An 11,623-nucleotide genomic window follows, 5' to 3' on the forward strand; every position below is an offset into this window, starting at 1 on the left:
AAAGGCCCGCCGGAGCGGGTTCGGCTGGCTTTCGCTGGTGCTGATGTCGGCTCAGTAGGCCGGGATGTGCGTCGACCGGCCGAACGCTCTTCCCTTTGTGCTGGGCCGGTCTCACGGCTTGGCCAGGGCGTCAGCCCAACTGGTCGAGTGCCTGCTGGAAGGCGGCTGCGTGCTTGGCCTCATCGGCGGCCGTGTCGCGGAAGTAGCGGTTGGCGGCGGTGTCACCAACGGCGGAGGCCCGCTTGGCGAACCCCGGGTACAGGGTGGTCGCCTCGGTGTGCTCCCCGGTGATGGCTCTGCGCAGGTTCTCCTTGGTCGTGCGGACCAGGCCGGCCAGGACCGCTTCGCCGGCGAAGTGCTCGTGCAACTCGACCCCGGCAGTGCCCTCGAACAGGCGGGTCAGCGCGGGGTCGCCGCTCTGCTGCGCACGGGCGGCGAAGAGCATGTACTTGGCGTGGGCGAGCGCCTCGCCGTGCATGGCTGTGTCGAGGTTGGCCTTTGTGCGAGCGGCCTTCACCTTCGGCAAGCCGGCGGGCACCGACACCATGTCGGCCTTGGGAGGCGCCGGAATCGTGCCACGGCCGGTGGTCACGACTGTGAGCGCGGTGCGGTAGGCGTCGCGGTGGCGGCCCTCGTCCGCGGCGATCTCGGTGAACAGTTTGGCGGCCTCGAGGTCTCCGTCCTTGCAGGCCTGGTCGGCGAAGCCGCGGTACATGACCTGGTGCTCGTACGTCTCGCCGTTGATGGCCTGGCGCAGGTTGGCCGCGTTCGCGCCGACCACGCCGGCCAGAGTGGCCGCCTGATGCAGGTGCTCGTTCAGCTCGGTCTGCGCCGTGGTGTGGCACACCGAGTACATGGGCCTGGCCGTCGACGAGCTGTGCAAAGCCGGCCGCGAAGTCGATGCCGAGGTGCTTGCGCACATCTCCCCGGCCCGCAGCTCGGCGGTCAACTACTACGGGGAGATCACCGTCGACTACGAACGCGAGCTCGCCCAGCTCGACGAGTGAGGGCACCGGCCACTGCGGAACCGCGGCACCGACGACCCGATGATGGCTGACATCTGACAGCCCGGCCACTGGCACCCCGCCGCACAGGCCGGTCGGGCCTCGCCGGTGTCTTCCCCCACCCATCGACGTCGGTCAGCGGGGTCGGCACTCGCCGGTGGTTGGATATGAGGTGTTTGACCGGGACGTCAGGTGCGGCGCCCCAGGGTTTCCAGCGCCTGGGCGTACTGCTCCAGGCCAGGCGCCTGGCCTGGAGCGGCCCGCAGGACTTGGTTCAGATGTCCGGACAGGACATCCGCCAATCGGTCCAGGACTTGTTCGCGGGACAGGCCGGCGTCGCGCAGTCGCTGGGCGGCCGGCCACAGTTGGACCGGGTTGTTCAGCCAGAGCTGGTTGGCGAGCACCTCGTGCACCGCGTGAAAACGTCGGGGTACCTTCCGGGCCCGCATCTCCTCCTGGACGATCAGCGCGCGTTCCTCCTCGTCGGCGGCGTCGAGGTCGTCCACCTCGTCGGAGTCGATGTCGCCCGGGACCCAGCGGTGCCCGGGTTCGGGGACGGCGAAGCCGCGCCGGTCGATGACGGCCTGCAGGACATCGCCGTCGTGCCCGTTCTGGTCGATGTCGGCGATGTACGCCCTCAGCGGCTGCGCCGGGAACACTTTAAGGGTCTGCGATAGGGCGGCTGTGCGTCGGCGCAGTATCCGCAGCACCTCCTTGCGGTCCTGCTTGGGCAGGTACTGCTCGGCTACCCAGGTGTAGTAGCCGATGATCGCGGCGGGCAGTTCGTCCAGCAGGGCATCAGGGAGGAGGAGAGAGCCGGGCAGGGCATCGGTGAAGATCCGGGTGAGGGTGCCCGGTCCGATCCGGCGTGGGTCCCGGCCCAGAACATCCACGGACAGCCGGATGAGCAGCCGGGGTGCCACCCGTGCGGCCGCGGTGGTCTGGGCCGCCCCGGCCGGCGAGGCGAGGTACTCGCTGGCCAGCGCATCGCGGGCTGCCTCGTCCCAGATTTCGGCCAGTGGCGGCTGGTCAGGTTCGCAGGTGCCGGGATCGAGTTGCCGGCTGCGGGCGACGGCGAAAGCAAGGGGCTCGAAGAACTTTGCGTCTGGTCGGATATCGGGCCGGGCGGGGCTTGCCAGCCCGTGGGCCAGGAAGGCGGTGAAAGCGTCCTTGAGGGCGTGGTGGGCCGCCGTGTGCGTCAGCGCCAGCAGCTCGGTTCCGTCCTTGCGGGCGGCCTTGGCCAGGTGTGTGCGGCATCCCTCGGTGTCGTCGATGGCGGTGATGTCGGTGGCGGCCCCGTGCCAGGAGTGATCCCGCTCGATGAGGATGCCGTGCGGGCGGTCGCCGTCGCGGTGAACGAAGGTGCACAGGATCTGCTCACGTTCGCCGTAGCGGTCCATGGTGTGCCAGCAGTCGCCGGGCATGGCCTTCCCGAGCAGGTCGAGCCAGCGTGGCTGCGACCAGGACCGGCCCTGACGCGCGGCAGCAGCGGACATCCGGTCGGCGGCCGAGGCAGCGCTCTCGTGAAGCGCTGCCGGCCCGATAGCCGCCAAGCCGTGGAGCATCGCGCACGCCTCGGGCTGCCCGGTCCGCTCCAGCTCATCGACCAGATCCAGCAGCGCCAGTTCCAGGCCTGTCCCGTCGGGGCTTGATTCCTGCAGCAGCCCGAGATGGCTGCTGATCCACAGTTCCGCTTCGAGAGCATCGGACAGGGCGGCGAAGCCCGGGCCCGCCTCACAGAACGCGCGGTACACCGGCTTCAGCCCCGGCAGCCGCAACCGAGCGGTGCTACCAGAGCGTCGGGACGGCCGCCGGGCGCTACTGCCGGACTTCTTACGCGGCTTGCTCACTGGACTCACCCCATCATTCTGGTGCATCCGCAGGGCAGCCCCATCGGCTTCACCGGACACACCCATGGCGGCACAGCTGGCGGTCCACGAGGCGTCGGAGGAGATGCACGCGAAAGTGGCTACTTGAACACACTGTGTAACACCTGACCGCGGAGCATGGCTGCCGCAGGAGGGGTCAAAACCGGCGACTACGGGAACGCGGCTCCAGGACGCCCGCATCTACTGCGGCTTTGCCTGTTCTGGCCGTATTCCGACCGGCTCCCTGCCAAGCCCGGTGCCGCCGACTCAGGTCGTCTTGCGGCGTCGCTGGTGGCACACTGCCGGGCATGGCCACGATCACGATCGATGAGGCGCTGAGCCGGTTCCTGGACGAACAGCGGGAGCGGCTGGCCCCACGCACCTTCCGTAACTATGGCGATGTGATTGGCCTGCTGCGGGACTGTATGAACGGATACGGCCCCAACCTGCTATCGGGAGCAGACCGCGACCGCTGGAGGCGCGCCTATGACGACGGTGACCAGGACGCATTCTGCACGCAGATGGACGCCTCCTACATCGACAGCATGCTGGAGGAGTTCCTCGGCTACTTCATGATCCGCAAGGTCATGGCCGGGCAGGAACTGCTGCGAGCGTCGGGCACGGTGACCAAGAAGCTGGTCGGCTGGCTCGCCGAACACGGCGTGATCGACCAAGCGGCCACAGCAATGGGTACCGAGCGCGCCTCCGACGCCGCCCGCGATCTACCCAAGGCCGAACGTCTCGCCGACGCTCTCTACCAGCTCACCCTGGACTGTCCAGTCCGCAGCCCGGAAACCGCGCAACGGTGGATCGACGACGGCATCCCGATGCAGATCACCAAGGTCGAACCCGGGAAGCTGTGGTTCCAGGGCGACATCGGACCACTCGCCGTTCCCCGCAAGGCCAGCGAACTGGCTCAGACCGGCTGGCGGATCACGGTGGTGCTGGCCTTCGCCCGAAACCGGTGGTGGCTGGTCGAGGTCGGCAACGTCTATCCGTAGCATCCCAAGCCAGAAGGCCAACCGGAATATGTCAAAGAGGTGCCGCAGAGGTTCCGGTCGAGAGCTTCGAGCGGAAGGAGACGGCATCAAAACGGGGGCTCCGCAGCGGGGTCGCCTGCACCGTCGACGGGCGCTGCCGGCCGCACAGGGCTGGCTGTAGCCCACGGGTCGTCGGGCGCGGTCTCGCGCGGCGGGACCGGGCGAGTGGTACGGGTGATCGTGACGGTCGCGAACGTCATCGAGGCGCCCACATCGTCGACATCCAGCACCATGCGGGAGCGCTTCTCCCCCTCCGGGGTCTCCCACCGGTCGGTCCGCAGACGGCCCGCCACCACCACCCTGGCCCCCTTCGACAGCGACCCGGCTAGGTTCTCCGCCAGCTGCCGCCAGGCGCTGCAGTCCAGGAACGTCGACTCCCCATCGCGCCAGGTGTTCGTATCACGGTCGAACGTACGCGGGGTCGAGGCCACCGTGAAGCGAGCGACAGGGACCCCTGCAGGCGTGAACCGCAACTCCGGATCGTCTACAAGGTTCCCGATCACCGTCAGCGGAAGCTCATTTCGCATGCAGGAAGCCTCCCACACACCAGTGACAACGCCCCCGGCATCTCCTTGTCGGCCGCGCGGAACGCGGTCATCCCACGCGGCCTTCCCCTCGGAGTATCCCTGGCCCACTGGGTCGGTAACGATCATTCGTGATACACGAAGATCAACCTGACGTTCCCGCAGGCCGCCGACCGTAACGCTTCCCGTGTACGCGGCTACGTCACGAACTACCCTGTTCGCGATACAGTCCGGGCGTGAAAATCGGCGTCGCGCGGGTCTCCACCCGCGATCAGCATCCCGAAGCCCAGATCGACACTCTCCGCGCGGCCGGCTGCAAGAAGGTCTTCACCGACAAGGCGCCCGGCAAGCTCGCCCGCCGCCCCGAACTCGACAAGGCCCTCCTCATCCTCCGCGAGGGCGACCAGCTCGTCGGCACCAAACTCGACCGGCTCGGCCGCTCCCTGGAGAACCTCATCGAGCTGTCCAAGGACCTCCAGCCCGCGGCGTCGACCTGGTCGTGCTCGACCAGGGCATCGACACCTCCACCGCCGTCGGCAGGATGTTCTTCCAGATCCTCGGCGCGATCGCAGAGTTCAAGCACGCTTTGATGTCGGAGAGAACAAGGGACGGCTTGGAAGCCGCCCGCGCCCGAGGCCGCACCGGCGGCCAGAAACCCAAGCTCGGCCCCCGCCAGGTCAAGCTCGCCCGGGAGATGTACGACTCCGGCGACTACACCGTCCACCAGATCGCCGACGAGTTCGGCGTCACCCGCCCCACCATCTACCGCACCTCAGCAAAGTCCCCAGCCAGACCACAGGACCCGCGTAACCCAGCATCGCCGCCGCTCAGGGGCTACTCCGTTGGTTTCTCGGCGAGAACTACCGGGACCCTCTCTGGAGGCCCGGCAGCAGGGGCGCCTGCCGATCAGCGGGGCCCGAATCCGCAGTAGGTTCGGTGGACGTAGCGGTAGGCCGCGATGATGCCGGCGACATAGCCGCGGTTGTACTCAGCGGACGCCCCGGGCCGAAAGGGTCCGTTCTCCAGCATTCTCGCTGGTCACGGACCCTTTCGGTCGTGTGGCGGCGCCAGGATTCGAACCTGAGTAGGCATAGCCGACAGACTTCCAGCGGGCTAGCTCCATATGTTCTGACCAGGAACTTCCCACTCACCCACTCTCATTGGGGGACACCTGGGGGCAGTGCGTGCCCCAGGCCCCACAGAGACGAGAGGCAGACGGGCCTATAGATCCGCGGTGAGCTGCCACGGATGCGGTGGAAGGCGTTGGAACGTGGCGTCCTCCACGAGCAGGCGCCTTCGTTGTCATCAGGACTGCCCCATTGGCGTCGCAACACACGGCTCCGGAGGGCGCTTCCGCATTGTGCATTTACGCAGGTCAACCCGCCCCACATGCTTTGTGAGCCATCACCTGTCCACGCCTAAGCGGATGACCTGAAGTTCTGCGCGGAATCTGGAGCGGCAGCGGCGGCCTGGCGCGATGGCCTCGATGACGAGAAGACCTCGCCGGGTGTTGTATCGAGGTTGACCAAACTACGACAAAACCGGCGAGGTCAAGGCCAGTATGCGTCCGGCATCCGGGTTCGCCAACCGCCCCGGTCCGGCGTACCAGCACCTGTATCACCTGCTGCATCACCGGTGGCGAGAGGCCTCCCGCGCGGTGATCGTGCTGCTGTCCGCGGCTGGCATGACCGCAGGAGAGATCGGCGAGCTGCTCGGCTACCACCCGGCCACGGTGCGCCGCTGGATCCATCGCTACAACACCGCCGGCCTGGCGGGCCTGGCCGATCGCCCCCGCGCGGGGCGGCCCCGGCTCGGCGGGCCGAGGCTGGGCGAGCGCATCCGCCGCCTGCTGACCCGCCCCGGGCCGTGGACCATCCGCCGGATCTGGCGCCGCCTGGGCCGGCCGAAGATGAGCCTGCGCACCGTGTACCGGCACACTCGCGAACAGGCGGCCTGGCGGCGGCCCCGCCTGGTGGCCAGGGGTGACCCCGAGCGCAGGCGCACCCTCGCCGCCCTGCGCCGCCAACTCGCCGCCCTGCCCCACGGGTCGGTGGTCTGGGCCGAGGACGAGACCCACCTGCACCTACTGCCGCACGTGCGGGCGAGCTGGATCCTGCGCGGGACGCGGCAGCAGGTGGCCACCCCAGGCAAGAACCGGCAGGCCACCGTCTTCGGGGCCCTGGAAGTGGCCACCGGCGCCTGGGTCTACACCCTGGGCCGCCGCAATGCCGCCGCCTTCGTCGCCTTCCTCCAGCTACTGCTGGCCGCCTACCCCGCCGCCCCGGTCGTCGCGGTGGTCTGCGACAACGACAGCATTCATCACGCGAAGGCGGTGACCGCCTACCTGGCCGACCAGCCCCGCCTGCGCCTGCTGTTCGGCGCCCGCTACAGCCCGCACGACAACCCGGTCGAGCGCATCTGGGCCGCGCTGAAGGCCCACATTGCCAACACCGCCGTCACCTGGCCGGGCCGCCTGCGCCAGGTCCACGCCTTCTTCCGGCAGCGCTCACCCACCCAGATGCTGACCACCGCCGCACCCTGGGCCTCGCCCTGGCTGCCGAAGAGTTACGCGCAGAACTTCAGGCAAGCCGCTTAGCTACGCCAAGGGCGGCCCCCACCGTCTCGCCAAAGCCGCGGGGCCGCCCTTGTCCACCTGCCCACAACAGAGCTGTGGAGGACTCCAGCATGACCCAACAGCCCCCCTCTCGGGGAGAGCACCTGCGTACCGCATTGGCCCTGGCAGCCTCCGGCATGCCCACGTTGCCGTTACGAGCGGGGAAGGTCCCCTTCGGCAACTGTTCGATCTGCGCCGACAATGCCTGTGGTGGGCGGCCGAACATGAAGACACCGGGGCCGTGCGCCTGCCCCGGACCCTGCCATGCCTGGGCTGCTGCGACCACCGACCCGGACGTCATCAGCTCCGGCCCGTGGCGCCGCGCCTGGCTGCTCGCGAGCGCGGTCGCCTACCACCCGGGCGGGGCCGGGCTCACGGTCGTCGACCTCGACAACGCCGACGCCATCGCGTGGGCTCGGGAGACTCTGCCCGCCACGCAGACTGTGCCCACCACGCGGGGTGAGCACTGGCTCTACCTCGGGGCCATGCAGTCCGCGAACGCGGTCCGGCCCGGCGTGGACATCAAGTCCACGATGGCCTACGCACGGTGGCTTGGCCCCGGCACCGGCACCGGCACGATGACGGCGCTACCGGACGTCGTCCGGTTACTGGCCGTGAAGGAGCCCACCGCAGTCCGGCCAGCGGCCGTCACCGCGACCGCACCGGCCGGGCGCGGAGAGTGCCGCCATCGGACACCCGCCTACCTGGAGGGTGGCATCGCCATGGCAGAACAGCAGATCACCGAGGCTGCCAGTGCGGTGCATGCCACGGTCTATCGAACGTTCCTCGCGGTGCTGTCCACGCACGGCCGGTGCGGCTGCCTCACCGACGCCCACGTTGCGCGCCTGTTCACCGCCGCACAGACCAAGGGCGAGACCGCGCGGCACTGCACGGATGCGTGGGCCAACGCCCGGACTTGGTTGGGACTGTGACCATGGCTGACGACGAGAAGAACCCGGCCCGCGAAGTCATCACCGACTACGCCCGGGCCCACTTCCGGTACTTCCGCACCGCCGACGGCACCGTGTACGCGCAGAGGAACGGCCACCCCGTGGCCCGCCCGATGCGCTCCCAGGGCACGACGGGAAGCCACCGCCAGGAACTCATGGTCGGCCTGTTCAAGGACGGGCACGGCGTCTTCAACGGAACCGCCCTCAAGGAGGCGTTGGACTTGATCGAAGCGCTGGCGCTGAGCGAGGACGTGCAGTCCGTTCACATCCGCGTTGCCCCGGGCTTTGACGGCGCGACGTGGCTGGACCTGGGCCGCGACGACGGGCAGTCCGTCCGCATCCACCCCTCCGGCTGGGAGATCGCCGTTCCCGACCCGCGCGAGGTGTGCTGGCGACGTACGCAGCTCACCGGGGAACTGCCCCTGCCGGCCAAGGACACCAACGGCAAGGGCATCGACCTGTTGCTGAGGCTCTGCAACTTCGCCAACGCGGAGACCGAGTGCCTGGCCATCGCCTGGCTGATCGGCTGCCTCGGTCCGTCCGTGCCCGTGCCTGCCCCGTTCCTTACCGGCCCACAGGGGGCGGGCAAGTCCACCGGCGGGCGCATGCTGGTGCGGATCGTGGAGGGCATGAGCGGTGATCTGCGCCGAGCTCCGAAAGATGAGGAGAACCTGATTGCGGCGGTCGCGGCCGGGTGGGTCACGGCGCTGGACAACCTGTCCCATATGACCCCGGACCTGTCCGACGCGATGTGCTGCATCGTGACCGGCGCCGAGAACGTCAAGCGCGCCCTGTGGACCGATGGGGACGTGTTCCGCGTCGGTTACCGCCGCCCCCTGCTTCTGACTGGGATCGACGTTGGCGTCATCCGGCCTGACCTGGCAGAACGGCTCCTACCGCTGCGTCTGGAACGCCCGAAAGTCCGCCGCACCGAGGCGGAACTGTGGGCGGAGTACGCGGAAGTTCTGCCCGTCGTTCTCGGCTCGCTCCTGGACCTCACGGTGAAGGTCCGCGGGGCGGAGGCCGAGACGCCTACTGATCTGCGGATGGCGGACTTCGCCCACCTCTGCGCACAGCTCGATGTCGCGACCGGGCTCGGGGCGCTCACCGCGTACCGGGCCAGTCTGGACGACCTGAACGACGACGTGATCGAGGGCGATCTGCTCGCGCAGACGGTCCTCACGCACGCCGACACGATCGCCCCGGGCGCGGACCAGCGGATGACGTCCACCGAGTGGCTGCACCTCCTCAGCGGCCTCTACAGCAGTGATGAGGTGCGGCCCCTGCCGAAGGGGTGGCCGACCACGGGCAAAGTCCTCTCCGACCGACTCAAGCGCCTCCAACCGACCCTGGCCGCCCGTGGCGTCCTCATCGACTCGGGGCGCACCAGCGCGGGCCGCTACCTCGAAATGACCCGCCTGACCACCCCGCCCCCACACGAGCAGAAGCGGGTGTTCTGACCCGCGACCACACCCGCCCGGACAAGCAAGAAGAGCACCACCGGCCCGGCGTGCTCCTCTTGCTGTTCGGCGCAACGCGCCGCCCCAAGGACGCGCCGCGCAGCGGCTCCTTCTTCACGCTGTAAGGCGCGCACCACAACAGACACCCACCCCTCTTTTGTCCTAAGAGGGAAGACGCTGCGTCATCTGCGTCACGCAGGCCGAAAAGCAGCCCCTGACCTGCGACGACAGTCATGACGCAGACTCCAGTCTCTGCGTCATCCTGCGTCACCTGCGTCACCTGCGTCACCTGCGTCACCTGATGACGCACCCAGTGACGGGCCGATGACGCACCCCCCTAATCACCGCGTCACGGAAAACCGCAGGTCAGAAGCGCAAGTGACGCCGATGACGCAATGACGCAGAAATCCGAACCTCGGACAGCTACAAGCCCCATCGGGTCAACAGCCCGTCATGACCGAAGCCTCGAAGGAGTCCGCTGTGGCACGCCCCCAGATGCTCAAGCTCCCCGAAGTCCTCGCAGAGATCGGCATGAGCCGCGCCGCTTTCTACCGCATGCGCGCTCGCGGTAAGGCTCCCAAGCTCATCAAGCTCCCCAATGGTCAGATCCGCTGCCGCCGCAGCGACCTCGACGCCTGGTGGGAGAACTGCGAGCTGGGCGCTGCCTAACTTGTCATTGCCTCTGGGCCCGCCGGGAATCCGGCGGGCCCCTGTTCGTGGAGGAACATGTCCCTCACCTACGACGTTCGCCTGTACGCGATCGAAGTACGCCGCGAGCGCCCCAAGCCCTATCGGGTGCGGTGGCTGGTCGGCCAGCGGAAGCACTCCAAGAGCTACCAACTCAAGGCCCAAGCCGACGGACGACGATCCGAGCTGATGGCAGCAGTCCGACGCGGTGAGCAGTTCGACGAGGACACGGGCCTTCCAGTCTCGGAGGTGCGCTCCGCACAAGGCGCGGTCTCCTGGTATGAGCACAGCCGCGCCTACATCGACCGCAAGTGGGCTGCGGCGCCCGCGAAGTCTCGTAAAAACTACGCGGACGCCCTGGCCTCCATTACTCCCGCCCTGGTGAAGTCGGCCGTGGGTTGTCCGGACGCGCGAGTCTTGCGCACCGCGCTGTACGGCTGGGCCTACAACAAGAACCGTTGGGGTGAGGAGCAGCCCAACGAGGTTGCGGCGGCCCTGCGATGGATCGCGAAGAATTCGTTGCCGATCTCCGCCCTGGAAAATCCGGCCACCGTTCGTAAGGCTCTGGACGCCCTCTCACTCAAGCTGGACGGCACTCCTGCGGCTCCGCGCACTGCTCGACGCAAGCGGGCCTGTTTAAGCGACGTGCTCGGCATGGCGGTAGAAGCCCAGTACTTCGCCGTCCCGGTCAATCCACTCACAACGGTTAAGTGGACGGCCCCGAAGTCGGTGGAGGAAGTCGACCCCGAGAGCGTCGCCAATCCGCGTCAAGTCCGCGCTCTGCTCAAAGGAGTACGCGGGCAGGGAGCGCGCGGTGCGCATTTGGAAGCCTTCTTCGGGTGCCTGTACTACGCCGCAATGCGGCCGGCCGAGGCAGCAGCGCTGACTCTGCCTCAGTGTCACTTGCCTGAGACTGGTTGGGGAACGCTGACTTTGCGGCAGGGAGTGGTGCGCGCCGGTACGGGCTGGACTGACGACGGCCGGGCCCACGAGGACCGTCACCTGAAGGCCCGCGCGAAGAAGGACTCACGCCCTGTGCCTATCCCTCCGCACTTCGTGCACATCTTGCGGGCGCACGTCGAACGGTACGGAACCGCCCCGGGCGGCCGACTCTTCCGCACCAACCGCAACGGCGTGCTTCAGGAGACCGGCTACGGCGAAGTGTGGGCAAGGGCCCGGCAGGAAGTGCTCAGCCCAGTCGAAGCGGTCTCCCTCCTGGCCCGTCGCCCTTATGATCTTCGTCACGCAGGAGTGTCTCTCTGGCTCAGTTCTGGAGTGGATCCCCTGGAGTGCGCGCGGCGAGCTGGCCACAGCATCGCGGTGCTCTTCCGTGTCTACGCCAAGGTGCTGGCCCAGACCCAGCACCGCGCGAACGAGCGGATCGAGGCTGCGCTGGAGGAGTGGGGCGAGATCGGCCCGTCCCCCGGGGGACGGCTGGGGGACACACGCTGATCAGCGCCGAGATTCCAGCGTGAC

The 11,623-nt window shown here is 68.3% G+C and carries 11 protein-coding genes and 1 pseudogene; 9 read left to right on the forward strand and 3 right to left on the reverse strand.

All coding sequences use genetic code 11. The annotated features are described in order from the left end of the window. Positions 1-130: 130 nt before the first annotated feature. Positions 131-847 (reverse strand): ferritin family protein, encoded by a 717-nt coding sequence (locus tag ACQEXA_RS24650; RefSeq protein WP_433131026.1) that lies wholly within the window; start codon positions 845-847, stop codon positions 131-133. Here ACQEXA_RS24650 and ACQEXA_RS24655 point away from each other — a divergent pair. Next, a complete protein-coding gene (locus ACQEXA_RS24655) occupies positions 834-1,007 on the forward strand; it encodes a Tn3 family transposase (RefSeq protein ID WP_433131028.1) in 174 nt (57 codons plus the stop codon). The two genes, ACQEXA_RS24650 and ACQEXA_RS24655, sit on opposite strands and share 14 nt — an antisense overlap. A gap of 185 nt (positions 1,008-1,192) precedes the next feature. Here ACQEXA_RS24655 and ACQEXA_RS24660 read toward each other — a convergent pair whose 3' ends face one another. Next, entirely contained in the window at positions 1,193-2,854 is a 1,662-nt protein-coding gene (locus ACQEXA_RS24660; RefSeq protein WP_433131030.1) for a hypothetical protein, read from the reverse strand. A 326-nt stretch (positions 2,855-3,180) separates the two neighbouring features. Between ACQEXA_RS24660 and ACQEXA_RS24665 the strand changes: the two genes are divergently transcribed. Then, positions 3,181-3,873 (forward strand): hypothetical protein, encoded by a 693-nt coding sequence (locus ACQEXA_RS24665; RefSeq protein WP_432931278.1) that lies wholly within the window; start codon positions 3,181-3,183, stop codon positions 3,871-3,873. A gap of 86 nt (positions 3,874-3,959) precedes the next feature. Here ACQEXA_RS24665 and ssb read toward each other — a convergent pair whose 3' ends face one another. Beyond that, complete coding sequence (gene ssb / locus ACQEXA_RS24670) at positions 3,960-4,439, reverse strand: single-stranded DNA-binding protein (RefSeq protein WP_432931277.1); 480 nt, start codon at positions 4,437-4,439, stop codon at positions 3,960-3,962. 233 nt (positions 4,440-4,672) lie between these two features. On the opposite strand from ssb, the pseudogene ACQEXA_RS24675 reads away from it, so the two are divergent. The 7 genes and pseudogenes from ACQEXA_RS24675 to ACQEXA_RS24705 all read left to right on the forward strand — a co-directional run. Beyond that, a pseudogene (locus ACQEXA_RS24675) lies at positions 4,673-5,016 on the forward strand (recombinase family protein); the annotation flags it as partial. A 9-nt stretch (positions 5,017-5,025) separates the two neighbouring features. After that, the gene (locus tag ACQEXA_RS24680) at positions 5,026-5,367 is read left to right on the forward strand and encodes a helix-turn-helix domain-containing protein (RefSeq protein ID WP_432939428.1); all 342 of its coding nucleotides are present in this window, start codon (positions 5,026-5,028) and stop codon (positions 5,365-5,367) included. A 630-nt stretch (positions 5,368-5,997) separates the two neighbouring features. After that, positions 5,998-7,032 (forward strand): IS630 family transposase, encoded by a 1,035-nt coding sequence (locus tag ACQEXA_RS24685; RefSeq protein WP_433131032.1) that lies wholly within the window; start codon positions 5,998-6,000, stop codon positions 7,030-7,032. An 89-nt stretch (positions 7,033-7,121) separates the two neighbouring features. After that, a complete protein-coding gene (locus ACQEXA_RS24690) occupies positions 7,122-7,982 on the forward strand; it encodes a bifunctional DNA primase/polymerase (protein ID WP_433131034.1) in 861 nt (286 codons plus the stop codon). Between the two features lie 2 nt (positions 7,983-7,984). After that, on the forward strand, positions 7,985-9,460 hold the full coding sequence (locus tag ACQEXA_RS24695) for an ATP-binding protein (RefSeq protein ID WP_432931274.1): 1,476 nt from the start codon (positions 7,985-7,987) through the stop codon (positions 9,458-9,460). A 480-nt stretch (positions 9,461-9,940) separates the two neighbouring features. Continuing rightward, positions 9,941-10,129 carry a helix-turn-helix transcriptional regulator gene (locus ACQEXA_RS24700; RefSeq protein WP_432931272.1) on the forward strand — a complete coding sequence of 63 codons (189 nt, stop codon included), beginning with the start codon at positions 9,941-9,943 and terminating at the stop codon, positions 10,127-10,129. A 57-nt stretch (positions 10,130-10,186) separates the two neighbouring features. Beyond that, the gene (locus ACQEXA_RS24705; protein ID WP_432931270.1) at positions 10,187-11,599 is read left to right on the forward strand and encodes a site-specific integrase; all 1,413 of its coding nucleotides are present in this window, start codon (positions 10,187-10,189) and stop codon (positions 11,597-11,599) included. Positions 11,600-11,623 lie beyond the last annotated feature (24 nt).

The organism is Streptomyces sp. CA-106110 (assembly GCF_050936285.1).
Classification (GTDB): Bacteria; Actinomycetota; Actinomycetes; order Streptomycetales; family Streptomycetaceae; genus Streptomyces.

Coding starts and splice junctions, on each gene's coding strand:
- ACQEXA_RS24665 (WP_432931278.1), top strand. CDS start 3,181: ATGGCCACGATCACGATCGATGAGGCGCTGAGCCGGTTCCTGGACGAA.
- ACQEXA_RS24705 (WP_432931270.1), top strand. CDS start 10,187: ATGTCCCTCACCTACGACGTTCGCCTGTACGCGATCGAAGTACGCCGC.
- ACQEXA_RS24690 (WP_433131034.1), top strand. CDS start 7,122: ATGACCCAACAGCCCCCCTCTCGGGGAGAGCACCTGCGTACCGCATTG.
- ACQEXA_RS24695 (WP_432931274.1), top strand. CDS start 7,985: ATGGCTGACGACGAGAAGAACCCGGCCCGCGAAGTCATCACCGACTAC.
- ssb (WP_432931277.1), bottom strand. CDS start 4,439: ATGCGAAATGAGCTTCCGCTGACGGTGATCGGGAACCTTGTAGACGAT.
- ACQEXA_RS24680 (WP_432939428.1), top strand. CDS start 5,026: ATGTCGGAGAGAACAAGGGACGGCTTGGAAGCCGCCCGCGCCCGAGGC.
- ACQEXA_RS24685 (WP_433131032.1), top strand. CDS start 5,998: ATGCGTCCGGCATCCGGGTTCGCCAACCGCCCCGGTCCGGCGTACCAG.